The organism is Paenibacillus glufosinatiresistens (assembly GCF_031470375.1).
Taxonomy (GTDB): Bacteria; Bacillota; Bacilli; order Paenibacillales; family Paenibacillaceae; genus Paenibacillus_AQ; species Paenibacillus_AQ glufosinatiresistens.
In genome coordinates this window covers 1-26,272 of sequence record NZ_JAVFHT010000023.1, presented here as the reverse complement: position 1 = coordinate 26,272, position 26,272 = coordinate 1, and the positions used below count along the sequence as shown (strand labels likewise).

Sequence of the window (26,272 nt, the reverse complement as noted above, 5' to 3'; positions counted from 1 at the left end):
AAGGTCAGCGGTCCAGCGGCTCCTGAATGACGCTGTCCCGGCCGAACAGCCGGTCCAGCTTGGCGATGTCCTCCTCGTACTTGCCCTGCGTAGTCTCAATCAGCTGCTCAAAGACGCCGTCCAGACTGCGGCGAAGATGATTCAGGGCTTCGGCCGTAATGCCTCCGGGAACGGCAACCCGTTCTTGAAGCTCCTGGGGGCTGAATTCGCCTTCGGTAAGCAGCCGGCCGGTCCCCAGCAGCATTTCGCCGGCAAGCCGGACGGCAAGCCGTTCGTCGATCCCGGTCTCCCGGACGGCGGCCTCGACCCAGCGTTCCAGGAAATAGCTGACGAACGCGGGCCCGCAGCTGGAGAAGTCGGAAGCGATCCGGGTGTGTTCCTCGTGAATTTCGGCCGGGATGCCTATATGGGAGAACAGCTTCAGCAGCAAGCGGCGGTCGTCTTCGCCGAGCCGGCTGCCGAAGATGCACAGTGAGGCGCCGCTGAATACGCGGTGGGTGATGCTCGGTATGATTTTGGCGATCTTGCAGGGCAGGACGCTCTCCAGGTGATGCAGCTGAACGGGGCTTGTGATGGAGACGACGATCTGCTCGGCGCGGAGCACGGGACCGATCTCGTCGATCAGCGCCTTGAACTCCAGCGGTTTGACGCACAGGAACAGAAGATCGCTGCCTGCCGCGGTCTCCGAATTGCGGCTGCAGAGCGAAAGGCCGGGGTAACGCTGCGCGAGCCGGATCAGCTTCTGCGGACTGCGGTTGCTGGCCAGCACATCGGCGGCCTGGAGCGCGCCCGAAGACAGAAGAGCGTCGATCAGGAGGCTGCCCATGCTGCCGGTACCGATAAATCCCGCTTTCATCCTGTGTTAACCTCCCTTCGCGCTAGTATCGTGACGGCAAAGTTCTTCGTTATGTGTATGCGCCGAACCCCGGGCTCATGCCTGGGAATCCGGCATATTTAAGGAGAGGAAGACGATTATGGGCAAAATACGAATCGCCGCCGGACTGGTTCTGGCGCTTGCCGGCGGGATCTGGATCGGGTCCGCCATCCAGACGGACCGGGGGATCAGCGGCTGGGAGACGCTGAATGGCGAAATGGCCGGGCGGCTCTCGGCCTCGGCCGCGCCGGGAACGCCGGCCGCCGCCCCGGCGGGCGTCACCGAAGCCGCCGGCGCCGCAGCGGGCGTCATCGAAGCAGCCGCGAAGGCACCGGCTGCCAAGGAACCGGCCGGCTCGGGTATCCGGGCAGCCGCGGGCACCGGAGCCGGCGACGCCGCTTCCCCGGAGATCGCGGGCACGGCTGCCGCTGGCATTGGCGCAGGAACAACGCGAGCTTCCGCGCCCCCTTCTTCCGGCATCCCGAAGGACGGGCGGATCAATGTCAATACCGCAGGGCTCGCTGAGCTGACCGAGCTGCCCGGAATCGGAGAGAAGAAGGCGCAGGCCATTCTGGACGAGCGTGCCGGCGGCGGACCGTTCAGGGACCTGGCCGATCTGGGACGGGTCAAAGGAATTGGTCCGAAGCTGCTGGAGAAGCTTGAGCGTGCGGTCGCTTTTTGAATTCGGAAGGCGGCGGGGCTAAGCCCGTAGTACACAGGCCGGGGTTATGCTACAATAGGGCAAAATGCGCACATAAAATGGAGATCAGTGACATGACCACGGAGAATCGCAAGGATTGGGACACCTATTTCATGGATATTGCCTTCATGGTATCCACCCGTTCGCGCTGTCCACGGCGCCATGTCGGCGCTGTGCTGGTTCAAGGCAAGAAGCTGCTCGGCACCGCCTATAACGGAGCGCCGATGGGCCTCCCCGACTGTTCTGAAGCGGGATGCATGGTGGCCGAGCAGTACGAACGCAAGATGGAGGACGGCGTGGAACGGATGGTGAAGAAGCAGCGCTGCATCCGTACGATCCATGCCGAGCAGAATCTGCTGCTGTTCACGGACCGTACCGACCGGGAAGGCAGTACGGTCTACGTGACCGACGAGCCGTGCTGGACCTGCGCGAACATGTTGGCCAACAGCGGGGTGCGAGAAATCGTCTACAACCGTCCGTACCGAAAGGATATGGATAAGGTGGAGGACATGATGAACGCCAAGGGCATTCTGTTTCGCCGGCTTGAAGGCTACGAGCCGCCGAGGGAGACGCTGCTGGAGGCCATCGACTAGAGAACCCGGATCGCGGGAGAATTCGAATAAGGATTGACCGGGGAAGAACCCCTGCCGCATCGCAAGATGCACACGGCAGGGGTTCTTTGGCGTCTAACGCCCCGGCAGCTTTTAAAGATTCCATTATGTCAGAAAAGAGGGATTGCGATGTACCGAAGACCGCTGATTGCCGTCACGGCAGCCTGGACCGCAGGGCTGGCCGTCGCCCTGCTGCACCCCTCCGGAAGCATGGCGCTCTGTCTGGGGGCGGCGCTGGCAGCGACGGGCTTCTGTCTGTACAGCGGAAGACGACCGCCCTCATCCGCGGGACGGGCCGTCCGCTGGGCGGCGATGCTGTGGGCCGCTCTGGTGATCGGCACCCTCTACGGAGCCTGGACTGAAGGCCGCAATGTCAGCCTTCTGCCGCAAGTGCTGGAGACCGCGGCGGGAGAACCGGATGGAGCACCGGTGGCAGCATCGGGTATTATCGTCTCTACGGTGGAACGGGACGGCGATAAAGTCAGCTTCAAGCTGAAGCTGGGAGAAATCCGGGATGGCCGAACAGGACATACCGAAACCGCCGGAACCACCGGAACTACCGAAACTACCGGAACCATCGGAACCACCGGAATCGCCGGAATCGCCGGAGCGACCAGGAACACCGGAACTACCGGGGGGCTACCCTCTCTTTCGGAGAGCGGTTCCGACGAAGAGCAGGCGGATGCGAACAGTTTCTCCGAGCGGGACGAGATCGTACAGGTCCAGCTCAAGCTGGCCGCCGAAGAAGAGATTGGAATCGTTGGCGGCTGGCAGAGGGGGGACCGGATCAGACTGGCGGGCAATCTGGAGCAGCCTGCAGGTCCGCGCAATTTCGGCGGTTTCGATTACCGCCGTTATCTGCATAACCATCGCATTCACTGGCTCCTGACCGCCCAAGGCGCTTCGCAGGCGAAGGTAACCCCGCTTGCCGGCTTCAGTCTGCGGCTGCCGCTGCGGTGGGCGGACCGCCTGCGCAGCGGCATGGCTTTGGAACTGGACCGGATTTTTGACGACAAGGATGCCGGGTATCTCAAAGGGCTGATTATCGGGATGCAGGATGACCTGGATCCGGGTACATACCGCGATTTCTCCAAGCTTGGATTGACGCATATTCTGGCGATCAGCGGCATGCATGTGGCTGTATTCGTCGGCTGCCTGCTGTTCCTGCTGGCCCGGCTCCGGCTGACGCGCGAAACCTCGCTTACGGCTGCGCTGCTTCTAGTTCCGCTGTATGTGCTGCTTACCGGAGCCGGGCCTTCGGTAATCCGGGCGGGTCTGATGTCGATGATTGGCCTGTACGCCTCGCGCCGGGGCGTGCTCAAGGACGGACTGCATCTGCTCTGCGCGGCAGGGCTCATGATGCTGCTCTGGAATCCGTATCATCTGACGGATGTCGGGTTTCAGCTGTCCTTTCTGGTTACAGCCGGACTGCTGGTCTTTGTTCCCCTGGCGGCGCCGCTCTTATCGGCGCTGCCGAAGCGGCTTCGCGGCGCAGTGGCCGTTACGGCGGCGGCGCAGCTGGTTTCTTTTCCGCTGACGATCTGTTACTTCAATCAGTTCGCGCTGCTGTCGTTCGCCGCCAACCTGGCGCTGGTGCCGTTCATCAGCTTCGTTGTGCTTCCGGCGGGTACCGCCGCGCTGCTGCTGGCTCCGGTCTGGAAGGCGGGCGCGTCCGGTCTGGCCTATGCCGTGCACGGGATGAACCGGGCTACATTCGCCGCCGTGGACGGGTGCGCGGATCTCGCCGGATCGATGATCTGGCCTTCCCCGAGTCCGTTATGGATCGCAGCCTACTACGGCCTGCTGTACGGCCTGCTGAAGAGTCTGAGCCTCCGGGCGGACAGGCGCAATGCGCCGGTATTCGGCATCGACGAGACAAGACCGCTGAATCCCGGCCTGCTGAAGAAGATCGAGGCGGAACGCCGGAAGGGGACGAACGATGTCCGGTCTCGCGCCCTTGGCCTGTCCGCGTCCCTGCTGGCGGCATCGCTTGCCGGGCTGCTGGTCTTCGGCTACCGGACGGCGTTTCTGTCGGCGGAAGGTTCCGTCAGCTTTCTGGATGTGGGCCAGGGCGACAGCATCCTGATCGAGACCCCCTCGGGCGGCCATATTCTGGTCGATGGCGGAGGAACCGTCAGCTTCGGGAAGAAAGAGCCCTGGCGGATGCGGCGCGACCCGTATGAGGTGGGCCGGAAGACGCTGGTTCCGCTGCTCAAGAAGCGGGGCATTCACCGGCTGGATGCCGTCATTCTGACGCACGGCGACCAGGATCATGCCGGAGGCCTTCAGGCAGTGCTGGAAGAGATACCGGTGTCGGCGCTGCTCTTCAACGGTACAATCGCCGATACGGATGCCTACCGGAAGCTGATGCAGACTGCGCTGGACAAGAAGGTGCGTCTGTATGCCGTTCACCGGGGAATGCGTCTTGCGCCGGACGGCAGTACGACACTTGAGTTCCTTGGGCCGGAGGGCGGGGAGGGGGCGGCAGGAACGAACGGGGGAGAACGGAAGGAACTGCCGGTCTGCAAGGAGCAGAACAACAGGTCGGTGGTCTTCAAGCTGACCTTGAGCGGCCGCAGCTTCCTGTTCACCGGGGATATGGAGAAGGAACAGGAGCGGGACACGGTCGCTGCCCAAGCGGCCTCCCGTTCCGGGACCGCACCCGCAGAACATGTCGATGTGCTGAAAGTCGCCCACCACGGCAGCCGGACCTCAAGCAGTGAGCAATGGCTGCGCTATTGGAATCCGGCAGCGGCGGTCATCTCCGTGGGGAAGAATAACCTGTACGGGCATCCGGGGCAGGAGGTGCTGTCCCGGCTGACGGCGGCCGGGACAGAGATCTGCCGGACTGACCGGCAGGGAGAGGTGCAGATGCGGATCGAAGATGGAACGCTGCAGGTTCGGCATCGGCTGGAGGAACCGGCACAGGCGGAACCGACCCGGCAGAACCGGTAGACCGATAAACCTGCAGATCCAGTAGAACGGAAGAACCAGCAGAACCAGCAGAACCAGCAGAACCAGCAAGGAGGGATCGGGTCTAGTGAAGTTGAGCGATTGCGAAGAGTGCTTTCTTAGGGCATATTCTTATTTCATATTGAAAGAAAGAAAATGTTTTTTTGTGGAGAAACGGGAACCTTTGGCTGCTCCGGGTGTCTTATTATACGGGAGCGTGACAAAATGCCGGAGAGAGACGATCTTCGCGCCATGGTATCATCTCCGGACAGGACCCTTCGGGAACTGATGGCGGAGTATGGCGATGATATATGGAATTATGCTTATTTTCTGACGGGAAGCCGGGATCAGGCGGACGAGGTGTGCCAGGAGACCTTTCTGAGAGCTTACACGCATCTGTCTTCATTCCGCGGCGGTTCGACGGTAAAAACCTGGCTGCTGACCATTGCCCGCAATCAGGCGCTGAACTGGCGGCGCAGCCTGCGGCTGAGGAGCCTGCCTTTCTTCACCGGCAGACGGGATGCGGAAGCTGCGCCGTCCGCGGAGCGGGAGGCGCTGGGCCGCCAGTACACAGATGCGATCTGGAGAATCATTATGGCGCTTCCGGTGCCTTACCGGGAAGCGCTGGTGCTCGACATCCGGTATGATCTGACCGGAGAAGAGATGGCAAGACTGCTGGGCGTAGCGCCCGGAACGGTGAAATCGCGGCTGGCGCGGGCGAGAGCGAAGGTGCGGCAGGCGCTGGAGAAGGAGGAGAGCGAATGAAGGACGAAGAAAGGCAGGACAAGCCCTATCTGAACCGGCAGGCCTCCGGCCCGGAGGCGGAGGCCCCTGAAGAGGCCCGGCCGACGTGGTACGGCCGGGCGGCGGACGGGCCGTACCGCTCCGGCGGCATGACGCCGGAGCTTGCGGCCCGCATCGAGCGGGCGGCCGCGGCACGCCCGCAGACCCGGCGCCGCGCGCTGGCCGCGGCGGGCGCCGCAGCGGCGCTGCTGCTCGTGGCGGCGGCCGCGCAGCTTGCCGGCGGCGGGGACGGCGGCCCCGGGCCCGCCGCCCGGGTAGCGCCCGGCGGCGGATCGGCCGCCGCCGTCTCGGCCGCCCCGGCTGCTTCGCCGGGGCCTGCCGCCTCCGCCGCAGTGCCGGGCGAGACCGGCGCGCCGCAGGCCACGGAGCCGGCGGCTGCCAGCAGTGCGCCTTCGTTCTCGCCGGCTTCGCCCGCCGCCTCATCGTCCCCGGCCCCATCGCCGCCCGCTGCCGAGTTCAAGCTGCCGAGCGGCACCTATTCGATTGAGGTGCCGGACGAGCAGCTGAAATACGCCGTCGATGCGGCGGAGTCGCCCGAGGGCATCGTCTGGTTCCCGCTGCCGAAGCTCCTGGGCAGAGGCACGCTCGATGAGCACGCCGCAACGCCGTACAAGCTGTATTTAAGCCCCAAGAAGGAAGGCGTGCTGTCGGCGGAAGCGACGGATGCCCGGCTGATCTGCACCTTGCCGATGACCGTCTATCTGGAGCAGGCCCGAGCCGACGCCGATATGCGGCTGAACTCGCTGTTCAATGTCGGCCCCTATGTGTTGATGTCTACGAGCGCCCATCTACCGGGCGCCGCCCAGCCCAGCGAGGAGAAGCTATGGCTCTTGGATCTGAAGAATGTCGGGACAACCGGAGAGGCGGAAGCCAAGGAAATTGTCTCTTTTCATTCGGTAGGCGGCTATCAGTTCGAGATGGGCATCGACAACGAGCAGGCGGCGCTTTTCTATATCTACAGCACCCCGGACGGGAACGGCGGGTATGAACGGAAGGCGCGAATCTATCACCCCGATTCGGAGACGGAAGAAACGCCGGTCTCTTACGAGAGGCGGGAGGACGGCTCGCTGACCTACACCGGGGCGGACGGGACCCATACGTTGAAGCTGATCTGGGACTGACATGCGGGGCGGTTCCGGGTGCGCCGTATAAGCGGCTCCGGAGCCGCTTATACGGCGCAAGGCTAAGGGGCCACCGCCCGCCGGGCGGGGCGTGCGCGTGAGACGGGCCGGGAGCGGTTTTGCTCCCGGCTCTTTTGCCTGTTGGCGGAGAAAGACTTGGGATTTGATTGCCCGGGACTTCCCTAGTATGCTAGATTAGGAATCTCCCGGATGGGTCATTTATACATAAGGTTGACCGGGTGCATAAATTGTCACAAATGAAGTCCGGAACGCAGCATCGGGTCTGCAACTATTCCGCAGTCTTGCCCGTCAGTAAGATTGCATGAGAGGGGGAACCTTCGTGGTGGAGCAGGGACTCATCAGAGCCGCTCAATCGGGCGATCGCGACGCTCTAATCACCCTATTGCGACAGATCGAAGGACAGGTCTACAAGACGGCCTTCTATATTCTTCATAATGAACAGGATGCGCTGGACGCTTCCCAGGAAGCGCTGGTCCGCGTCTACACGAAGATTAATTCCTATGAAGAGAAAGCCCAGTTCAAGACCTGGGTACAGCGCATTGTCACGAATATATGCATCGACAAGTTCAGAAAGGCCAAGCCGACGGTATCCATCGATGAGCACGAAATGGTGTTCACATCGAAGCAGAATGTGGAGCGCGAAGTGCTCTCCTCCTATCTGGCCGAGGATATCCGCGAGGCGATCGACCAGCTTCCCGAGCATCACCGGACGGTGGTTGTGCTTCGCTACCTGCAGGATTTGTCTTACAACGAGATTGCGGACTGTCTGGGTCTGCCCCTGAATACGGTGAAGTCTTATTTGTTCCGGGCCCGCCAGCAGCTGCAGAGCCGACTACAGGATTATCAGAAAGGTGGTGTAACGGGATGAGCTGCGCGGAGGTGAGAGAATGGATGCATCGCTATCTGGATCATGACTTGAGCCGTGAGGAAGCGGCTGAGCTGTTCCGGCATATCGACGGCTGCCCGGATTGCGCCGAGGAATTTACTCAATTGAAGCTGCTCTCCATGGAGCTGGAACGGCTGCCGGAGGTTCGGCCTCCGTTCAGCCTGGTCGACGCCATCCTGCCCCGGCTGGACGAGATCGACCGGGCGGCGGCAGGGGAGTCATCTCCCGTAGTCCGCCCGCCTGCCGGTCTGTCGGCGGCGAAGGACGCGCAGAACGAAATGACCCGCCGCTCCGGAGACCGTTCGCGGCGGCGCGGCGGCATGGGAATGGGCGGACGGTTCGGAATCGGTGCGGCAGCGGCGGCGCTGATTTTGGGCATTGCGATTTTTAATATGCCCAAGGAGCTTCCCGACGCTCAAGTGGAGAACAGCCTGTTATCCGTCCAGGATACCGGCACCAAGGACGCGGCAGCTCCTTCGGCGGCCGCTGCTTCGCCGGATGCGGAAGCGAACTCGGGGCAAGGGGCTGCCGTGCCGGAAGGCGAACCGGACGGAGCTGCGGCAACGGCTGCCCAGGCTCCGGACCAGGCAAATGCGGCTTCTTCAGCAAATGCGCTTGGCCAAGAGGCGGCGCCTTCTGAAGCCGCTCCCGCCACCGGCCAGACCGGCGGCGAGGACAGGGACGCTGCGGCGGCGAAGCAACCGGCGGATCGGAAGCAGCCTTCGGCGAAGACTCCTGCAACTGACGCCTCCGGTTCGGATGTCCGGAAGGACCTGCGCCAGGGTACGCAGCAGAAGAAGGCCGCAGCGCCTTCTTCCGCACCGTCCTCCGATCCTGGCGCGGCGGATCACGATTCGCTCCAAATGTCTATTATGGCTGAACCGGAAGAGAGAAGCGCCGGCGGCGGTTCCGCGGGCATAATGGGGCTGGCTCCCGCCGAGGCTGCCGACTCGTCCTGGACCTCCCCGGATGGCCTGTATACAGCCCGGCTGGAGAACGGGCGCTTGAACTTCTACAGTATCCCGGAGCAAGGAAGCTACCGGGAAGGGCAGCGGCTGAATTCGGTGGCGCTTGCCGGAGAATGGGTCAGCGGAGGCTGGTCGGCCGACGGGAAGACCTTCGTCTATACCGTCCGAAGCGGCGAAGAGGAACGGACGGAGCAGTACAGGCCCGCAGTCCGCGCCGAACCGGAACCGACTCCCGCCCCCTCAGCGGGCGCAGAAGGAACCGGGGCCAGCAGCGCTCCGTAAGATCGACGGCCGTTTTTGTGCAAGGAACGGAAGAGTACGGAACCTTTCGTTGAACCGGAGAATACAATAGAAGCAGAAGGACGGGACATACAGGGCGGCGTCAAGTGCGCGGGAACCCTTGGTATGACCGGCGGCGGAGCGGTTTCTAGAGCCTGCCCGCACCCGTTTATATAGATGATCCGTCCAGAATAGAAGGAGCCCGGACTTTCCGTCCGGGTTCCTTCGCGTGTCCGGGGGAGCGGGCGGGACGGTGCCGGTGAGGGAGGCTTGTGGTACACTGGATAGAGAAGAGTGGCCGCCCGAGGTGCGGCAAGCAAAGGACGTGAAGCAGTTTGGATGCCAAAAGCGCGGCCAAAGACATCAGACAAGGCCGGATATCGCCGGTATACTGCCTGTACGGCAGCGAGAAGTTTCGTATGAATGAATTCGTCCAGTTTCTGGAGGAACAACTGATTTCTAAGGAAGACCGGGATTTCGCGGTCATTCCGTTCGATCTCTCGGAGACGCCGATCCAGGCGGTGGTGGAGGAGGCTGAGACGGTGCCGTTCATGGTCCCCCGCAAGCTGCTGCTGGTGCGGGATGCGGCCCTCTTCACCTCAGGCAAGGAGAACGCCAAGCTGGACCACCGGATCGAGGCGCTTCAGGATTACCTGAATGCGCCGGCCGACTTCAGCGTCCTGGTATTCCTGGTGAACAGCGACAAGCTCGATGAGCGCAAGAAAATTGTCAAAACGATGAAGACCGCGGGCACGGTGCTGGCGTTCAATCCGCTCGGCGCGGAGGAACTGCTGCGCTGGGTGGAGCGGGGCATCGCCAGCCGGGGCTGCCAGGCCGCCAGCGGTGCGGCCGAAGCGCTGATTGCAAGCGCCGGGACCGGGCTTCAGGGGCTGACGGCCGAGATGGACAAGCTGTGCCTGTTCGCGGGAACCGGCGGAACGGTGGATGCGGCGGCGGTCGAGAGTCTGGTGGCCAAAGGAATGGAGCAGAATGTATTTGCGCTCGTCGAGCATATTGCTGCGCTCCGGCTGGATCAGGCGCTGGATATGCTCCACGAGTTGCTGAAGCAGAAGGAGGAACCGATCAAGATTGCCGCGCTGATTACGCGGCAGTTCCGGATTATACTCCAAGTCAAAGAGCTGTCGTCCCAGAGCTATGCCCAAGGCCAGATCGCTTCCCAGATCGGCGTCCATCCCTATGCGGTGAAGCTGGCGGGCGAACAGGCCCGCAAGTTCGGGGCCGGCCAGCTTCGCGATATCTTAAGCCGGCTGGCGGATCTGGATTATCAGATGAAGACCGGCGGCGTGGATAAGGTGCTTGGCCTGGAGCTGTTCATTCTGCGGCTGGCTCCGCAGGGAACCGCTGCGGATTGAAGGAGGATGTCCTGCCTCGCAAAAGGGGACCGTCGGCAGGACGGTCTTTTTTTGTTCCCGAATAGCACAAAAAAACCTGACCGCTTTCCGGAAGGAAGGCGTTCAGGTTCTTCATCTGTTCATTATGATAGCTTCTTAGGCTTGCGCCTTAAGAGCGTTCAGTTTCTTCGCCAGGCGGGATTTCTTGCGGGCAGCCGCATTCTTGTGAACCAGACCTTTAGTAACGGCCTTGTCCAGCTTCTTGGAAGCAGCCTGGAAAGCAACCTGAGCGGTTTCTACTTCCGTTCCTTGCAGAGCAACGTCGGCTGCTTTAACAGCTGTACGAAGCGCAGACTTCTGGGAAGCGTTCAGGGCACGGCGTTTTTCGGTCGTCTTGACGCGTTTAACCGCGGATTTAATGTTTGGCATTGCATTCACCTCCTGTAAGGCAGTACAAATCTCTGTGACTCACAACTTAAAATAGTTTAGCATGCGCCTTCCCAAAATGCAACAAGCAAACCGTGGTTATCTCCTGAAAAATCAGCGGCTTCCCTTCTTTCCTCCCCTGTATAAATGCTCCTTCCTTCCCGCACAATAGAAACAACCCTAATCCAAGGAGGCTGACTGGAATGCAGCTTGATTTGAGCCTGTACGGCGTTCGCACGGATCTTGCCATCGAAGCGCGGGAATTGGCGGCCCGGGGCGGAGCCCGTACCATTCCCGGAGTAAGCGAGAATGTAGAGGAAGCGGACGGCATTACCATCACCCGGCTCAGCGTTACAACCGCCGCAGGTTCGCAGGCGATCGGCCGCAGCCTGGGCAACTATGTGACGCTGGAAGTGCCCGGTCTGCGTACCGGAGACACCGGCCTTCAGCAGAAGGTCGCCGAGGCATTCGCCCGTGAATTCGAGGAGTTCATGGCCCGGATCGGCATCGGCAAGGATGCGCCTGTACTGATCGTCGGCCTCGGCAACTGGAATGTGACGCCCGATTCCCTCGGTCCGCTCGTCGTGGAGAACGCCTTGATTACCCGCCAGTTCTATGAGCTGGTGCCGGATCAGGTCTCTCCCGGCTACCGGAGCGTCAGCGCCATTGCGCCCGGCGTGCTCGGGCTGACCGGGATCGAGTCCAGCGATATCGTCCAGGGGATTGTCGAACGAACGAAGCCCGCGGCCGTTATTGCCATCGACGCGCTGGCCTCTCGTTCGCTGGAACGGGTCAACACGACGATCCAGATTGCCGACATCGGCATTCATCCCGGCTCGGGCATCGGGAACAAGCGCCGGGGGCTGACGAAGGAAGTGCTCGGCGTTCCGTGCATCGCCATCGGCGTTCCGACGGTCTGCTACGCCTCCACCATCGTCAACAATGTGCTGGAGATGATGAGCTCGCATTTCGGCGGAACGGGAGCGCCGCACACGAAGCGGATCATGGGCTTGCTCAACGACATCTCCGAGCAGGAACGGCTCTCGCTGGTCAAGGAAGTGCTGGAGCCGCTCGGACATGACCTCATCGTTACGCCGAAAGAGATTGACGAGTTTATTGAAGATATTGCGAATGTCGTGGCGAGCGGCCTCAACGCTGCGCTTCATGAAGCCGTCGATCCCGGCAATGTCGGGGCGTATACGCACTGACCACAGGCGGCGCTGCGGCGAAGGCGCGGCGTAATCCGGGTACAGGACAGGCCGGACTTCCGGGGACATTTCGGGATGACGGCCTGTCTCTTTTTGCAGGCGAATCTGTTCTATCGTTCTCCTCTTCCTCATAGATTGGGAGTATAAGAGATTACAGAGGGTGCAAGGAGGACATAACGATAATGAACAGACACTGGTTTCAACTCTGGAACCTGGCGCGGCTGCGCAGCCGCTTCCTGGACATGCTGGCTTTGGGACGGACGCTGCTGCTGCTCTCGGCGGGCTCCCTGCTCTTCTTCGTTCTGTTGGGTGCGGGAGGAGCGGCCGGACACAAGCTGAACCCGTCCCCCCTGCCGTCGATGCAGGGTCTGGCCGCTTCGCTGTCCGGCGGGTTCTTCAAGGAGATGCTCGGCATGGAGGTGGCGCATCTCCCGAAGGCGAAAGAGGGTTCGGCGCTGTCGGGGAACAAAGTAACGGCCTTTGTGCTGGAGATGCTGACCAGCATCAATCCTTCCGATCCCAAGAGCCTGATTGCCCGCGAAGTTCCGGGTCTGGCCGCCGACGATCCGGTGCTGCTTCGCCGGGGTTCGGGCGGGGCAGGCGGCGCTCCGGCCGATTACCATCCGGGAACCGGCGGACAGGCTGCCCCGGACCCTGCGCCGTCGACAGACCCTGCACCGTCCCCTGACCCGGCAGCGGCCGCATCGTCCCCGGGTCCGTCCGGGCAGCCGGCCGAATCAGCCGCCCCGGACAGCCAGGGCCAAGGCGGCGCCGGAAGCAGCGGCGAAGGCGATCCCGCAGTGAAACGGGTGCTCATCTACCATTCCCATGCAAGAGAGTCTTATAATCCGCTGCTCGGAACGGCAAGCGACAACCCAAGCTCGGCCGATCCCGACCGGAATGTCATGCTGGTCGGCTCCTATGTCGCCTCCGTCCTGGAGAAGAGAGGCATCGGCACGCTGCATTCCACGCAGGATTATGCCTCCACGATGCCGGACTACAATTGGAATTTCTCCTATAAATACTCCCGGATGACGGTCAAATCGGCGATGGCGGCCAACGGCGAGCTGGACGAGATGATCGACATTCACCGGGACTCCCAGCGCCACGACAAGACGACAACGGTAATCGGCGGGCAGTCCTATGCGCAGATCTACTTCATTCTCGGCCACGAGAACAAGGACTGGAAGAAGAATGAAGCGTTCGCCAACGCGATTCATCAGCGGCTGGAGAAGCAGTATCCCGGAATTTCGCGCGGCATCTGGGGAAAGACTTCGGCGCAGGGCAACGGCGAATACAATCAGTCGCTGTCTCCCAACAGCGTGCTGATCGAGATCGGCGGCGTTGACAGTACGAAGGAAGAACTGAAGCGGACGGCAGACGCGCTGGGCGAAGCCATTGCCGATGTCTACTGGAGCGGCCATGAGGCCCAGAAGGCGGATGCACCCGCCAATTAGAAGAAGAGGGAGGAACGGATATGAACCGGGCTGGCAAAAAAATCGCCGTACTCGGCCTGTGGATCGGGATCGGCGTTCTGGTGGGCATGCAGTTCGGCGGCGGGAAAGCCGCCGTCTCTTCCCCGGTGCCGGGCTACCGCGTGCTGCCCGCCGGGAATCAACCGGCCGCCGCAGCCCCGGCGGCCGGAACCGGGGCCGTGACCGGCTACCGGGTCGAGCCGGACGGCGGGGGCGGCTACCTGTACATTCCGGTGACGCTTCTGCCGTCCGGAAGTGCCGGGGCCGCGGGAACAGCCGCAGCCGGGACCGGAAGCTCCGGCGCGGGAACGGCCGTTTCGCCGGAGAGTGCCAAGTCCTCCGGCGGGCAGACCGTGCTGCCGGACCCCGGAGGCGGCGAACTGCCTTCCGGGAAGGAAGCGGCGCTGACCCCCGGCCAGATTCTCGTGCCGGAAGCGCCGGAGCCGCCGGTCGATGTGCTGGCCGACAAGACGGCCGGACTGCTTCAGGACGCCTCGCGCGCGGGCATCCGCTGGATTGTATCCCTGTTCGACTCCGGAGAATGACGGCTCCCGCCCTTCGGGATTGCTGGGCGCAGGCTCTGCTGATATAATAAGGGGATTAACAACAGGCTGTCTGTGGGGGTAAGGAATGACTGACGTTCAGAAGAGACAACAACAAATCCGCAATTTCTCGATTATCGCACATATAGACCATGGCAAATCGACGCTGGCCGACCGGATTCTGGAATACACGGGCGCCCTCAGCTCCCGCGAGATGCAGGAGCAGGTGCTGGACCAGATGGACCTGGAACGCGAACGCGGGATTACGATCAAGCTGCAGGCTGTCCGGCTCGGCTACAAGGCCGACGACGGGCAGGAGTATCTGCTGAACCTGATCGATACCCCGGGACATGTAGACTTCACGTATGAAGTATCGCGGAGCCTTGCCGCCTGCGAAGGCGCGCTGCTCGTTGTCGATGCCGCCCAGGGGATCGAAGCCCAGACGCTCGCCAACGTGTATCTGGCGCTGGACAACAACCTGGAGATTCTGCCGGTCATCAACAAGATCGACCTGCCGAGCGCCGATCCCGAACGGGTGAAGCAGGAGATCGAGGATGTCATCGGCCTTGACGCGAGCGAAGCGGTTCTGGCTTCGGCCAAAGCGGGCATCGGCATCAAGGAGATTCTGGAGCAGGTGGTCAAGCAGGTTCCGCCTCCGAGCGGAAGCATGGACAATCCGCTCAAAGCGCTGATCTTCGACTCCCATTATGATCCGTACAAAGGCGTTATCGTCTACGTCCGGGTGGTGGACGGCAGTATCCGCGCCGGTTCGAAGATCAAGATGATGGCGACCGACAAATCGTTCGAGGTTATCGAAGTCGGAGCGTTCATGCCGAGAATGAGTATTGTGGAAGAGCTGCTTCCCGGAGACGTCGGCTTCATTGTGGCCGGCATCAAGCATGTGGGCGATACCCGGGTCGGCGATACGGTTACGGACGCCAAAACTCCTGCACCCGAGCCGCTTCCGGGTTACCGGAAGATCAACCCGATGGTTTACTGCGGCCTGTACCCGATCGAGACTTCCGATTACAACGACCTGCGCGAAGCGCTGGAGAAGCTCCAGCTCAACGACGCTTCCTTGAGCTTCGAGCCGGAGACGTCGAGCGCGCTCGGCTTCGGCTTCCGCTGCGGCTTCCTCGGCCTGCTGCATATGGAGATTATCCAGGAGCGGATCGAGCGCGAGTTCAATATTCCGCTGATTACGACCGCGCCGAGTGTAATCTATCGCATCAAGCTGACGAACGGGGAAGAGCTTCAGATCGACAACCCGTCGAACTACCCGGAAGTCGGCAAGATCGACTATGTCGAAGAGCCTTTTGTGAAAGCCGCGATCATCGTCCCGAACGACTACGTCGGAACGGTCATGGAGCTGTGCCAGAACAAGCGCGGCGAATTCGTCAATATGGAGTACCTGGATACGACGCGCGTTACCATTACGTATCAGATCCCGCTGTCGGAGATCGTCTACGACTTCTTCGACCAGCTGAAATCGGGAACGAAGGGTTATGCTTCGTTCGACTACGAAATCTCCGGATATCGCCAGTCCAATCTGGTGAAGATGGACATTCTGCTGAACGGCGAGCAGGTGGATGCGCTGTCGTTCATCGTCCACCGGGACCGGGCCTATAATCGGGGCCGGATTATCTGCGAGAAGCTGCGCGGCATTATCCCGCGCCAGATGTTCGAGGTGCCGATCCAGGCATCCGTCGGCACGAAGGTAGTCGCCCGCGAGACCGTCAAGGCTATGCGCAAGAACGTGCTTGCCAAGTGCTACGGCGGCGATATCTCGCGTAAGCGGAAGTTGCTGGAGAAGCAGAAGGAAGGCAAGAAGCGGATGAAGCAGGTCGGCAGCGTCGAGGTGCCGCAGGAAGCCTTTATGGCGGTTCTGAAGATCGACGAATAGCTGAGCGCCGCAGGCACGAGGAAGCCGTCAGGCTTCCTTTTTCTTTTTGGCAGAAAGACCACCACCGATAATCCCGAAGGAGGGAATCCCATGAATTCCGTAAGCCAAATGCAACGGCCCGTCGGCTCCCCGCCGGAAGCGGTCTATATTCATATTCCGTTCTGCACGAATAAATGCTTCTATTGTGATTTCAATTCCTATGTGCTGAAGGATCAGCCGGTCATGGACTATTTGCGGGCCCTGGACCGCGAGATGGAGCTGACGGTGCGGGACAACCCGCCGGGGACGATCCGCAGCATCTTTGTCGGCGGCGGTACGCCGACGGTGCTGAAGCCCGACGAGATGGCGTTCTTCCTGGCGAGTGTCCGCAAGCATTTTCCGAACTGGGCCGAAGATATCGAGTTCTCGATGGAAGCGAACCCGGGAACGACCGATCCGGATAAGCTGGCCGTGATGAAGGAGGGGGGCGTCAACCGCGTCAGCTTCGGCGTGCAGGCCTTCCAGAACGACCTGCTGGGCGGAATCGGGCGGATTCACAATACCGACGATGTCTACCGCAGCCTGGAGAATGCCCGGGCCGCCGGACTCGATAACCTCTCCATCGACCTCATGTTCGGCCTGCCGAACCAGACGGTGGATATGCTGGCCGAGAGCGTCCGCCGGGCGCTGGAGCTGAATCTGCCCCATTACTCGATCTACAGCCTGAAGGTAGAGGAGAATACGCTGTTCCACACACTGTTCAACAAGAATCAGCTGCCGCTTCCCAATGAAGAGGACGAGCTGCGGATGTATCAGCTCCTGATGGAAGAGATGGCCGCGGCCGGATACAAGCAGTACGAAATCAGCAATTTCGCCAAGCCGGGCAAGGAGAGCCGCCACAACATTGCCTATTGGCGCAACCGCGATTATTACGGACTCGGTGCGGGAGCGCACGGCTATGCGAAGCGTCTGCGGCATGTCAACATCAAGGGCGTCAATCCGTACAATGAAGCCTGCCGCTCGGGGCTGCCGCGGCTGGAGACGCATGCCGTACCGGAAGCCGAAGCGATGGAGGATTTCATGATGGTCGGGCTGCGTATGCTGGACGGGATTTGCGGCGAGGATTTCCAAGCGCAGTTCGGGCGGCCGGTGGAGGATATTTTTGGCCCGCAGCTGCATAAGCTGGTAAGCGCCGGGCTGCTGGAGCGCGAAGGGGGCACCTACCGGCTCAGCAGCAAGGGAATTCTGTTCGGCAACGACGTATTCGGCGAGTTCGTCGGGACGGTTGAAGAGATTTAATTTTGAAATTACCGCTTGAATTGTCATACACTGTGATGTATATTTATTCATAGTATTTGACGAGGGAGTGAAGACAAGTGCTTGCAAAGCCCAAGACGCTGCCAACTGTCCCGAACGCCGCGGTATGCCGCAATGCAACCGTGGAGGATATCGAGCCGCTGTACCTGATGATCGAGGAATATGCGCAGCGCGGAATTATGCTGCCCAGATCCCGGGAAGCTCTCAGGCGCCAGCTCCGTCACTTCGTCGTTGCCGAGGTGAACGGGAAGGTGGTCGGCTGCGGTTCGCTCTGCCGTCTGGGCAGCGATCTGGTCGAGATTCGCTCGCTGGGTCTGCGCGAAGAATGCAAAGGACTTGGAATCGGCTCCCTGATCGTGGAGAAATTGACCGAGGAAGCCCGCAAGCAGGGCATCCCGAAGATTATGGCTCTCACCTACGCCGTAAGCTTCTTCCTGAAGAACGGATTCCGGGTCGTGGATAAAGAGATTTTTCCGGAGAAAGTCTGGACGGACTGCGTCAACTGTCCGAAGCAGCATGCCTGCGATGAAATCGCTGTGCTGAAGCTGTTGTCCTAGCGGAATTCCCGAGAATTCGTGAGCCGTCCGGTCCGGCGCTCTGCCGCCTGGTGCCGGTCGGTCTATGTCATATGTTCGCCAAAGCCCTCTTCCGTGGATACCGGAAGAGGGCTTTGTTCGCATCCATTCAGCCGGTGCGCCGCAGAGAAGATCATGTTGAGCCGGGCGGGTAATAATAAAGAGGGTGGACAGAATAGGGGGAACATGCGTAAAGCCAGGGAGAATCTACGGAAAGGTGCGTGCGTCAGATGGAATATTACCGCCGTACATCCGCCGAGGTGCTGGAGGCGCTCGGCAGCGCCGACCAGGGTCTCAGCAGCGATGAGGCGCAGCGGAGGCTGGAAGAACAGGGATATAACGAACTCAAGGGGGCGAGCCGGGTTCCGGTATGGAAGCTGTTCGCGGAGAACTTCCGCGATCCGCTCGTCATCGTGCTGCTGGTTGCAGCCGGCGTGCAGATCGCGCTTGGGCATGCGGCCGAATCACTGATCATCGCAGGCGTGCTGGTGCTGAACGCGGTCATCAGCGTCGTGCAGACCTTGAAGGCCGAGAGTTCGCTGGATGCGCTCCGGAAGATGGCCGCGCCGGAAGCCAAGGTGAGACGCGGCGGAGAGACGCTGCGGCTTCCCGCCCGGGAGCTGGCGCGGGGCGATGTTGTGCTTCTGGAAGCCGGGGACTACGTGCCCGCGGACGGACGGCTGCTGGAAGCGGAGAGCCTGCGCGTCGAAGAGGGGATGCTGACGGGAGAATCCGAGCCGGTCGACAAGATCGTTGAACCGATTGCGGAGGAGGTGCCGCTCGGCGACCGGCGCAATCTGGTCTTCAGCGGTTCGCTGATCGTCTACGGCCGGGGCCGGCTGATCGTTACCGAGACGGGAAGCGGCACCGAGATCGGCAAGATCGCCGGACTGATCGAGAGTGCGGAGGCGAAGCAGACGCCGCTGCAGCGCAAGCTTGAGGATTTCGGCAAAAAGCTCGGCATCGCCATCCTGCTGCTGTGCATTGTGATCTTCGGCGTCCAGGCGCTGCGAGTCTGGCTCTCGTCGGACGGCGGCGATCTCATGCCCGCCATCCTGGACGCGCTGATGTTCGCCGTGGCGGTGGCCGTTGCCGCCATCCCGGAAGCCCTGTCCTCGATTGTGACCATTGTCCTGTCGGTCGGCACAAGCAAGATGGCCAAGCGGCACGCGATCATCCGGCGGCTGCCGGCGGTGGAATCGCTCGGTTCGGCGGGGGTGATCTGTACGGACAAGACCGGCACGCTGACCCAGAATCAGATGACGGTCGTGGATTATTATCTGCCCCAGGCCGGGCATCATCTGTTCTCCGACAAGCAGGAGGAATGGTCCGAGGCGGAGCGGCGGCTGCTGCATATCGCCGTGCTGTGCAATGATTCGCATATCAATGAAGAGGGCAAGCAGCTCGGCGATCCGACTGAGGTGGCGCTGATTGCGTTCAGCGACAGCCGGAACCGGGACTACCGGGAGATTCGGGAGAACTTCCCCCGCGAGGCCGAGGTGCCGTTCGATTCCGACCGCAAGCTGATGACGACGGTGCATACATTCGAAGGCAGGAAGACGCTGCTGACCAAGGGCGGACCCGATGTGCTGTTCAACCGCTGCGACCGGGTCTTCCTGAACGGCGAAGAAGCGCCGCTGACCGAAGAACTGCGGCGCGGATTCGTGGAAGCGAACGAGGCGTTCTCGTCGAGGGCGCTCCGGGTGCTGGCCTATGCGTACAAGCGGGCCGAAGACAACAGCGCGGATGTCGGACCCGAAGATGAGCGGGGCCTAGTGCTGGTCGGACTGACAGCCATGATCGACCCGCCCCGCGAAGAGGTCTACGGTTCAATCGAAGAGGCGAACCGCGCGGGCATCCGGACGATCATGATAACCGGCGACCATAAGACGACCGCCCAGGCGATCGGACGCGACATCGGTCTGATGGGCGAGGGGGAAATTGCCGTAACGGGCCAGGAGCTGGACGCGATGAGCGACGAAGAACTGGACCGGAAGCTGGAATCCATCGGCGTCTACGCCCGCGTATCGCCGGAGAACAAGATCCGGATCGTCCGCGCCTGGCAGCGCAAAGGCAAGATAACAGCTATGACCGGCGACGGCGTCAACGATGCTCCGGCGCTGAAGCAGGCCGACATCGGCGTGGCCATGGGCAGCGGCACCGATGTCGCCAAGGATGCGGCCGCGATGATTCTGGCGGACGACAACTTTGTCTCGATCGTCCAGGCGGTAAGCGTGGGACGGACTGTTTTTGACAATATCAAAAAAGCGATTGCCTACCTCTTCGCCGGCAATCTCGGCGCGATCCTCGCCATCTTCTTCGCGCTTCTGATGGACTGGATCAACCCGTTCACGGCCATTCAGCTTCTCTTCATCAATCTCGTGAACGATTCGCTGCCCGCGATTGCGCTGGGCCTGGAGAAAGCGGAGCCCGACGTTATGAACCGCCGGCCGCGTGATATCAAGGAAGGGCTGTTCGCCGGAGGGACGCTGCGCGTCGTGCTGATCCGCGGTCTCTTTATCGGCGCGGCCGTCATTACTTCCCAGGCGATCGGACTCGGCTATTCATCCGAGATCAGCGTCGCCATGGCGTTCACCACGCTGATTCTGGCACGCACGCTGCAGACGTTCGCCGCCCGGTCGAACTCGCAGACGTCTGTACAGGCCGGATTTCTGGCCAATAAGTATGTGCTGGGCGCGGTTGCCGTCTGTCTGCTGCTGTACGGCTTGACGGTACTGCCGGGCATCCGCCGGTTCTTCTCGATTCCCGGTGACTTCGCCCTGGAGCACTGGCTGCCCGCAGCCGGACTCGCGCTCGGCGCCGTTGTGCTGATGGAGCTGGTCAAGCTCTTCCGGTTCCGGCGCGAAGAATCAGCCTCTTCCTAGAAGATGCGGCTGAAGAACCGTCGGTAGCTGCGGACGTTGGAAGCCCCTCCCTTCCCCGAAGAAGGAGGGCTTTGTCCTGTCCGCAGACCCGCGCAATTATACGCCGAATTCCCGTGCTGCATTCGTGTCTGCGCTTGACAATGCAGCCTGGAATTTGGTATTTTTGTAGTAGCGGTTAGCACTCGTCTTCGATGAGTGCTAACGAAATGGATAACGACAACCGCCGGGAGGGAATGCTAATGTTAACCGAACGTCAGAGAATGATACTGAATGCGATTGTTGACGACTATATTCGTTCGGCCGAGCCGGTAGGGTCGCGAAGCATCTCCAAACGCGGAGATGTCGGATACAGTCCCGCTACTATCCGCAATGAAATGGCAGACCTGGAAGAGCTCGGATATCTGGAGCAGCCGCATACGTCGGCGGGCCGGATTCCTTCGCACAAGGGCTACCGCTATTATGTCGATCATCTCGTTCCCGGAAGCGCGGCGGAGCTGGACGAAGCCGGAACGATCCGGTCTTTTTTTGCCGAGAAGCTGAACGAAACGGAACAGGTGATCCAGCACGCGGCTCTGATTCTGTCCAATATGACGAACTACACTTCCATCCTGCTGGGACCGGAGGTTTTTCATACTTCTCTGCGCCATTTCCAGCTGCTGCCTCTGGATGACCGGACGGCGGTGGCGATTATTGTAACCAGCACCGGGCAGGTCGAGAACCGGACGGTCAGCGTTCCTCCGGAAATCTCGCTCTCCGAGATGGAGAAGATGGTCAATATGCTGAACCGCCGGCTCGTCGGGGTTCCTCTTTATAAGCTGAAGACCCGGCTCTACAACGAGCTGGCCGAAGAGATGCAGCGGCATATTACGCATTACGAAGAGCTGATGGGCATGCTGGATGCGGCGCTGGACAACGACAGCGAGCAGCGCGTGTACCTGAGCGGCACGACCAATATGCTGACCCAGCCCGAATTCAAGGATGTCGACAAGGTCAAGGATATTCTCGACCTTCTGGAAGAGCGGCCGACGCTGCTGAAGCTTCTGACCCCGGCGCCGGCGAACTCCGGCATTCAGGTGCGGATCGGCACCGAGAACGATCATGAGGCTTTTGCCAATTGCAGCCTGATTACCGCCACGTATTCGCTGGACGGCCAGGCGGTGGGCAGCATCGGCATCCTGGGGCCGACCCGGATGGAGTACGCCCGCGTGATGGGCATTATGAACGCACTCTCGCAAAATTTGACAGCGATGCTGGCACACTGGTATAAGTGAGTTTAGTGTGTCTGATAGACAGCGGTGACGCATTCTAAGGAGGTGAACAGACTTGAAAGAGGAACAGGTTCAAGAGACAGGCGTTGCCGGAGAAATGGAAGGCAATGCCGCTGTGAATGAGGAAACGGCGGCCGATCAGGCCGAAGCGATAGAGACGGCAGAAGCGGCTTCTGAAGCCGAACCGGCGGCTGCGAATGCAGCTTCGGAAGAGAGCCGGCGCCTTCAGGCGCTGGTGGAAGAGAGCCAGGGCCGTCTGCTGCGGGTGCAGGCCGACTATGATAATTTCCGCCGGCGCACGCAGAAAGAGAAGGAAGAGCTGGCCCAGTACGCAACGGCCAAGCTCGTGACCGAGCTGCTTCCCGTTCTGGACAACTTTGAACGGGCGCTTGCGACAGCGCCGGCCGGAAGTGAGTCCGAAGCGTTCGCCAAGGGCGTGAACATGATTTTCCGTCAACTGGACGGCGTGTTGAAGTCGGAAGGCCTGACCGTAATGGAAGCGGCAGGACAACCGTTCAACCCGGAATTCCATCAGGCGATTATGCAGGTGGAGAGCGACGAGCATGAAGAAGGCATCGTAACGGAGGAAGTCCAGAAGGGCTACCTGCTGAAGGATAAAGTGCTTCGTCCGGCCATGGTCAAAGTCAGCGTTTAAGGGCTTGGGCATAAGCTCCGTAAAAACTTGGCTTATGCTTCCGAAGCAGTTTTACTGCGAAGTAAATACAGGAAGCATAGCTCCGTAAAAACTTGGTTTATGCTTTCGAAGCAGTTTTTACTGCGAAGTACATTCAGGAAGCATAAGCTCCGTAAAAACTTGGCTTATGCTTCCGAAGCAGTTTTTACTGCGAAGTAAATTCAGGAAGCATAGCTCCGTAAAAACTTTTAGGAGGCAATCACAGTGAGCAAAGTTATCGGCATTGACTTGGGAACCACCAACTCCTGCGTGGCTGTAATGGAAGGCGGCGAAGCCGTCGTTATCCCTAACCCGGAAGGCGCGCGCACGACTCCTTCGGTTGTAGGCTTCAAGAAGGACGGCGAACGCATCGTCGGCGAGACGGCGAAGCGCCAGGCCATCACGAACCCGGACCGCACGATCATTTCGATCAAGCGCCACATGGGCACGAACCACAAAGAGAACATCGACGGCAAGGAATATTCTCCTCAGGAAATTTCCGCTATGATTCTGCAGAAGCTGAAATCCGACGCCGAAGCTTACCTCGGCCAGACGGTGACGCAGGCGGTTATCACGGTACCGGCCTACTTCAACGACGCCCAGCGTCAAGCGACCAAGGACGCCGGCAAGATTGCCGGTCTTGAAGTACTGCGCATCGTGAACGAACCGACGGCTGCGGCCCTGGCCTACGGCCTGGAAAAAGCCGAAGATCAGACGATCCTCGTCTATGACCTGGGCGGCGGCACCTTTGACGTCTCCATTTTGGAACTGGGCGACGGCTTCTTTGAAGTTAAAGCGACCAGCGGCGACAACCGCCTCGGCGGCGACGACTTCGACCAGAAGATCATCGATTACCTGGTTGCCGAGTTCAAGAAGGAACAGGGCATTGACCTGGGCAAAGACAAGGCGGCTGTACAGCGCCTGAAGGATGCCGCCGAGAAGGCGAAGAAAGAACTGTCCGGCGTGCTGACCACTACGGTATCGCTGCCGTTCATCACCGTGGTCGACGGCGTGCCGCAGCACTTGGAAGTCAACCTGACCCGCGCGAAATTCGACGAGCTGACCGCCGATCTGGTAGAACGCACACTCGGACCGACACGCCAGGCGCTCACCGATGCCGGCATGACCCCGGCCGATCTCGACCGCATCGTGCTGGTCGGCGGATCGACCCGTATTCCGGCTGTTCAGGAAGCGATCAAACGCCTGACGGGCAAAGAGCCGCACAAGGGCGTTAACCCGGACGAAGTGGTTGCTCTGGGCGCTGCCGTTCAGGCTGGCGTGCTGACAGGCGACGTCAAAGACGTCGTGCTGCTCGACGTAACGCCGCTGTCCCTGGGCATTGAGACTGCAGGCGGCGTGTTCACGAAGATGATTGAGCGCAACACAACGATTCCGACCAGCAAGTCGCAGGTGTTCTCCACCTTTGCCGACAACCAGCCGAGCGTGGAAATCCATGTCCTGCAGGGCGAACGCCAGATGGCAAGCGGCAACAAGACGCTGGGCAAATTCATGCTGAACGACATTCCGCCGGCACCGCGCGGCGTACCGCAGATCGAAGTTACCTTTGACATCGATGCCAACGGGATCGTCAACGTATCGGCTACCGATAAGGGAACCGGCAAGAGCCAGAAGATTACGATTACGTCTTCCAGCGGCCTGAGCGACGCCGAAGTGGAACAGATGATGAAGGATGCCCAGCTGCATGCGGAAGAAGACCGCAAACGCAAGGAACTGGTGGAAGCGAAGAACAACGCCGACCAGCTCATCTACTCCACCGAGAAGCTGATCAAGGACCTCGGCGACAAGGCCGATGCTTCCGAAGTCGAGAAGGCCAATGCCGCGAAGGATAAGCTGAAGGAAGCCGCAGGAACTGACAATCTGGAAGAGATCAACGCAGCGGTCGAAGCGCTGACCGAAGTGGTACAGCAGCTCTCCGTGAAGCTGTATGAGCAGGCAGCCCAGGCCGAAGGCGCAGGAGCCGAAGCGGCAGGCGAGGCCGGAGCGAAGAAAGACAATGTCGTCGACGCCGACTACGAAGTCGTGGACGACCAAGACAAGAAATAAGCCGACCGGACGCGCTAGGGCGCGGAGCGTAGGCCGATTTCTACAAAACGGTTGCCGTCCCTTACCGGGACGGTGCAGCCGTTTTTGCTTGATTGCAGGCAAAGTGCACAGGTTGAACAGAATGCAAGGGGAAACGGAGGTGAGGACCGATGGCGGACAAGAGGGATTACTATGAGGTGCTGGGCATAGACAAAGGCGCTTCGGACGACGAAATCAAGAAGGCCTACCGGAAGCTGGCGCGCCAGTACCATCCGGACGTGAACAAAGCGCCGGACGCCGAGGCCAAGTTCAAGGAAGTCAAGGAAGCCTATGATGTCCTCAGCGACGGACAGCAGCGGGCCCGTTACGACCAGTACGGGCACATCGATCCGAACCAGGGAATGGGCGGCGGCTTCGGCGGCGGCGATTTTGGCGGTCTCGGCGATATCTTCGATATGTTCTTCGGCGGCGGCGGCCGGCGCGATCCGAATGCTCCGCAGCGGGGCAACGATCTGCAGTATACGATGACGATCGAGTTCAAGGAAGCGGTCTTCGGCAAAGAAACCGATATTACCATTCCGCGGACCGAGGACTGCGATACCTGCTTCGGCACCGGCGCCAAGCCGGGAACGAAGCCGCAGGTCTGCGGCGTCTGCCACGGCAGCGGCCAGCAGGAGGTTGTACAGAACACGCCGCTGGGCCGGATGGTCAACCGCCGTTCCTGCTCCAACTGCGGCGGCACCGGCAAGATCATCAAGGAGAAGTGCCACACCTGCGGCGGAGCGGGGAAGGTCAAGAAGCAGCGTAAAATCCATGTGCGGATTCCGGCGGGTGTCGACGACGGCGCCCAGCTCCGCATGAGCGGCGAAGGCGAAGGCGGCCTGCGCGGCGGCCCTTCCGGCGATCTGTACATTATTATCCGGGTAAAGCCGCATGATTTCTTCGTGCGCGAGAACGACGACATTCTCTGCGAAGTGCCGCTGACGTTCGCCCAGGCGGCGCTCGGCGACGAGATTGAGATTCCGACGCTGACCGAGAAGGTCAAGCTTAAGATACCGGCAGGCACCCAGACGGGCACGTTCTTCCGGCTCAAAGGCAAGGGCGTTCCGCGCCTGCGCGGAACCGGCAGCGGCGACCAGCATGTCCGCGTGGTCGTCGTAACGCCTAGCCGGCTGAGCGACGAGCAGAAGGACCTTCTGCGCCAGTTCGCCTCGCTCAACGGCGAAGAGACGCATGAACAGGAGCAGTCTTTCTTTGACCGGATGAAGCGGGCATTCCGCGGCGATTGACGGACGGAAGAGCCATAAGCAAAGCCTGTATGAATCGGACTCGCGGGGCTGTCTCAAAAGGGTCATAAAATGACCTGAGAGACAGCCCCGTTTTTTTGCTGGTGGAATACAAAAAGAAACC

The 26,272-nt window shown here is 60.8% G+C and carries 21 protein-coding genes; 19 read left to right on the top strand and 2 right to left on the bottom strand.

Annotated elements, in window-relative coordinates; translation table 11 throughout:
* Positions 1–4: 4 nt before the first annotated feature.
* A complete protein-coding gene (comER, locus tag RBI05_RS17495) occupies positions 5–856 on the bottom strand; it encodes a late competence protein ComER (protein ID WP_150456980.1) in 852 nt (283 codons plus the stop codon).
* A gap of 118 nt (positions 857–974) precedes the next feature.
* Between comER and RBI05_RS17490 the strand changes: the two genes are divergently transcribed.
* From RBI05_RS17490 to holA, 8 genes are all read left to right on the top strand, one after another.
* Positions 975–1,556 carry a ComEA family DNA-binding protein gene (locus tag RBI05_RS17490; protein WP_310551991.1) on the top strand — a complete coding sequence of 194 codons (582 nt, stop codon included), beginning with the start codon at positions 975–977 and terminating at the stop codon, positions 1,554–1,556.
* A gap of 92 nt (positions 1,557–1,648) precedes the next feature.
* On the top strand, positions 1,649–2,167 hold the full coding sequence (locus tag RBI05_RS17485; protein WP_150456978.1) for a deoxycytidylate deaminase: 519 nt from the start codon (positions 1,649–1,651) through the stop codon (positions 2,165–2,167).
* Positions 2,168–2,314: 147 nt separating this feature from the next.
* The gene (locus RBI05_RS17480) at positions 2,315–5,140 is read left to right on the top strand and encodes a DNA internalization-related competence protein ComEC/Rec2 (RefSeq protein ID WP_310551990.1); all 2,826 of its coding nucleotides are present in this window, start codon (positions 2,315–2,317) and stop codon (positions 5,138–5,140) included.
* Between the two features lie 222 nt (positions 5,141–5,362).
* A complete protein-coding gene (locus RBI05_RS17475) occupies positions 5,363–5,902 on the top strand; it encodes an RNA polymerase sigma factor (protein ID WP_310551989.1) in 540 nt (179 codons plus the stop codon).
* Positions 5,899–7,062: a hypothetical protein gene (locus RBI05_RS17470; RefSeq protein ID WP_310551988.1), complete on the top strand. Its 1,164-nt coding sequence runs from the start codon at positions 5,899–5,901 to the stop codon at positions 7,060–7,062. The genes RBI05_RS17475 and RBI05_RS17470 overlap by 4 nt, the downstream gene beginning before the upstream one ends.
* A gap of 340 nt (positions 7,063–7,402) precedes the next feature.
* Positions 7,403–7,951: an RNA polymerase sigma factor gene (locus tag RBI05_RS17465; RefSeq protein WP_150456974.1), complete on the top strand. Its 549-nt coding sequence runs from the start codon at positions 7,403–7,405 to the stop codon at positions 7,949–7,951.
* A complete protein-coding gene (locus RBI05_RS17460; protein WP_310551987.1) occupies positions 7,948–9,219 on the top strand; it encodes an anti-sigma factor in 1,272 nt (423 codons plus the stop codon). The genes RBI05_RS17465 and RBI05_RS17460 overlap by 4 nt, the downstream gene beginning before the upstream one ends.
* 332 nt (positions 9,220–9,551) lie before the next feature.
* A complete protein-coding gene (gene holA / locus RBI05_RS17455) occupies positions 9,552–10,589 on the top strand; it encodes a DNA polymerase III subunit delta (protein WP_310551986.1) in 1,038 nt (345 codons plus the stop codon).
* 135 nt (positions 10,590–10,724) lie between these two features.
* On the opposite strand, the gene rpsT is transcribed toward holA, so the two are convergent.
* Positions 10,725–10,997: a 30S ribosomal protein S20 gene (gene rpsT, locus RBI05_RS17450; protein ID WP_150456971.1), complete on the bottom strand. Its 273-nt coding sequence runs from the start codon at positions 10,995–10,997 to the stop codon at positions 10,725–10,727.
* A 200-nt stretch (positions 10,998–11,197) separates the two neighbouring features.
* Here rpsT and gpr point away from each other — a divergent pair, with 200 nt between their 5' ends.
* The 11 genes from gpr (at position 11,198) to dnaJ (ending at position 26,151) form a co-directional block, all read left to right on the top strand.
* Positions 11,198–12,202: a GPR endopeptidase gene (gene gpr, locus RBI05_RS17445; protein ID WP_310551985.1), complete on the top strand. Its 1,005-nt coding sequence runs from the start codon at positions 11,198–11,200 to the stop codon at positions 12,200–12,202.
* A gap of 182 nt (positions 12,203–12,384) precedes the next feature.
* Complete coding sequence (locus RBI05_RS17440) at positions 12,385–13,659, top strand: stage II sporulation protein P (protein ID WP_310551984.1); 1,275 nt, start codon at positions 12,385–12,387, stop codon at positions 13,657–13,659.
* A 20-nt stretch (positions 13,660–13,679) separates the two neighbouring features.
* Positions 13,680–14,222, top strand: coding sequence for a hypothetical protein (locus RBI05_RS17435; protein ID WP_310551983.1), 543 nt, complete (start codon positions 13,680–13,682; stop codon positions 14,220–14,222).
* 85 nt (positions 14,223–14,307) lie between these two features.
* Positions 14,308–16,122: a translation elongation factor 4 gene (lepA, locus tag RBI05_RS17430; RefSeq protein ID WP_150456967.1), complete on the top strand. Its 1,815-nt coding sequence runs from the start codon at positions 14,308–14,310 to the stop codon at positions 16,120–16,122.
* Positions 16,123–16,212: 90 nt separating this feature from the next.
* Positions 16,213–17,400, top strand: a complete 1,188-nt coding sequence (hemW, locus tag RBI05_RS17425) for a radical SAM family heme chaperone HemW (RefSeq protein ID WP_310551982.1) — start codon at positions 16,213–16,215, stop codon at positions 17,398–17,400.
* A 77-nt stretch (positions 17,401–17,477) separates the two neighbouring features.
* The gene (locus RBI05_RS17420; protein ID WP_223879765.1) at positions 17,478–17,975 is read left to right on the top strand and encodes an N-acetyltransferase; all 498 of its coding nucleotides are present in this window, start codon (positions 17,478–17,480) and stop codon (positions 17,973–17,975) included.
* A 248-nt stretch (positions 17,976–18,223) separates the two neighbouring features.
* Positions 18,224–20,878 (top strand): cation-translocating P-type ATPase, encoded by a 2,655-nt coding sequence (locus RBI05_RS17415; protein WP_310551981.1) that lies wholly within the window; start codon positions 18,224–18,226, stop codon positions 20,876–20,878.
* A 239-nt stretch (positions 20,879–21,117) separates the two neighbouring features.
* Entirely contained in the window at positions 21,118–22,149 is a 1,032-nt protein-coding gene (gene hrcA / locus RBI05_RS17410; RefSeq protein ID WP_150456964.1) for a heat-inducible transcriptional repressor HrcA, read from the top strand.
* 52 nt (positions 22,150–22,201) lie between these two features.
* Positions 22,202–22,801, top strand: coding sequence for a nucleotide exchange factor GrpE (gene grpE, locus RBI05_RS17405; protein WP_408638344.1), 600 nt, complete (start codon positions 22,202–22,204; stop codon positions 22,799–22,801).
* A gap of 243 nt (positions 22,802–23,044) precedes the next feature.
* Positions 23,045–24,883: a molecular chaperone DnaK gene (gene dnaK, locus RBI05_RS17400; RefSeq protein WP_310551980.1), complete on the top strand. Its 1,839-nt coding sequence runs from the start codon at positions 23,045–23,047 to the stop codon at positions 24,881–24,883.
* Positions 24,884–25,032: 149 nt separating this feature from the next.
* The gene (dnaJ, locus tag RBI05_RS17395) at positions 25,033–26,151 is read left to right on the top strand and encodes a molecular chaperone DnaJ (RefSeq protein WP_150456962.1); all 1,119 of its coding nucleotides are present in this window, start codon (positions 25,033–25,035) and stop codon (positions 26,149–26,151) included.
* The last annotated feature ends 121 nt before the right edge of the window (positions 26,152–26,272 follow it).

Bases quoted from the DNA above. Each gene is read 5' to 3' on its own strand.
- comER (WP_150456980.1), bottom strand. From the start codon at position 856: ATGAAAGCGGGATTTATCGGTACCGGCAGCATGGGCAGCCTCCTGATC.
- RBI05_RS17490 (WP_310551991.1), top strand. From the start codon at position 975: ATGGGCAAAATACGAATCGCCGCCGGACTGGTTCTGGCGCTTGCCGGC.
- RBI05_RS17485 (WP_150456978.1), top strand. From the start codon at position 1,649: ATGACCACGGAGAATCGCAAGGATTGGGACACCTATTTCATGGATATT.
- RBI05_RS17480 (WP_310551990.1), top strand. From the start codon at position 2,315: ATGTACCGAAGACCGCTGATTGCCGTCACGGCAGCCTGGACCGCAGGG.
- RBI05_RS17475 (WP_310551989.1), top strand. From the start codon at position 5,363: ATGCCGGAGAGAGACGATCTTCGCGCCATGGTATCATCTCCGGACAGG.
- RBI05_RS17470 (WP_310551988.1), top strand. From the start codon at position 5,899: ATGAAGGACGAAGAAAGGCAGGACAAGCCCTATCTGAACCGGCAGGCC.
- RBI05_RS17460 (WP_310551987.1), top strand. From the start codon at position 7,948: ATGAGCTGCGCGGAGGTGAGAGAATGGATGCATCGCTATCTGGATCAT.
- rpsT (WP_150456971.1), bottom strand. From the start codon at position 10,997: ATGCCAAACATTAAATCCGCGGTTAAACGCGTCAAGACGACCGAAAAA.
- gpr (WP_310551985.1), top strand. From the start codon at position 11,198: ATGCAGCTTGATTTGAGCCTGTACGGCGTTCGCACGGATCTTGCCATC.
- RBI05_RS17440 (WP_310551984.1), top strand. From the start codon at position 12,385: ATGAACAGACACTGGTTTCAACTCTGGAACCTGGCGCGGCTGCGCAGC.
- RBI05_RS17435 (WP_310551983.1), top strand. From the start codon at position 13,680: ATGAACCGGGCTGGCAAAAAAATCGCCGTACTCGGCCTGTGGATCGGG.
- lepA (WP_150456967.1), top strand. From the start codon at position 14,308: ATGACTGACGTTCAGAAGAGACAACAACAAATCCGCAATTTCTCGATT.
- hemW (WP_310551982.1), top strand. From the start codon at position 16,213: ATGAATTCCGTAAGCCAAATGCAACGGCCCGTCGGCTCCCCGCCGGAA.
- RBI05_RS17415 (WP_310551981.1), top strand. From the start codon at position 18,224: ATGGAATATTACCGCCGTACATCCGCCGAGGTGCTGGAGGCGCTCGGC.
- hrcA (WP_150456964.1), top strand. From the start codon at position 21,118: ATGTTAACCGAACGTCAGAGAATGATACTGAATGCGATTGTTGACGAC.
- dnaJ (WP_150456962.1), top strand. From the start codon at position 25,033: ATGGCGGACAAGAGGGATTACTATGAGGTGCTGGGCATAGACAAAGGC.